The sequence below is a fragment of the Grimontia sp. AD028 genome (genome assembly GCF_000973155.1).
In the GTDB taxonomy this organism is placed as follows: domain Bacteria; phylum Pseudomonadota; class Gammaproteobacteria; order Enterobacterales; family Vibrionaceae; genus Enterovibrio; species Enterovibrio indicus.
Window position 1 is genome coordinate 1 of record NZ_LASY01000194.1, and the last position, 280, is coordinate 280.

1 protein-coding gene is annotated in these 280 nt (G+C 61.4%); it reads left to right on the forward strand.

What is annotated here, in order from left to right:
- The coding region (locus RN22_RS25290) for a hypothetical protein (RefSeq protein ID WP_046308500.1) at window positions 1–280 on the forward strand (280 nt) is incomplete at both ends.

The following is a 280-nucleotide window of genomic DNA, read 5'->3' on the forward strand; positions in this document are numbered from 1 at the left end:
TCACTGATGTGGCCGGTAACGTTTCACAGAGCAGCAGTACAAGCAGCTTTTCTCTTGACACCACCGCTGCCGGTGAAGGCACCGGGGCTGGCGGCACGGATGAAGCGCCAGTTCTGACCATTGCTGAAGCCACCGATGGCGTCAGTGAAGCCGAAGCCAGTGACGGCGTACAGGTCAGCGTGGCGGTACCGACCGGTACCCTGGTCGGTGACACCGTGACCCTCACCGTCACCCAGCCTGACGGCACCACTGAAACCGTCGACACCCTGATCCCTTCAGA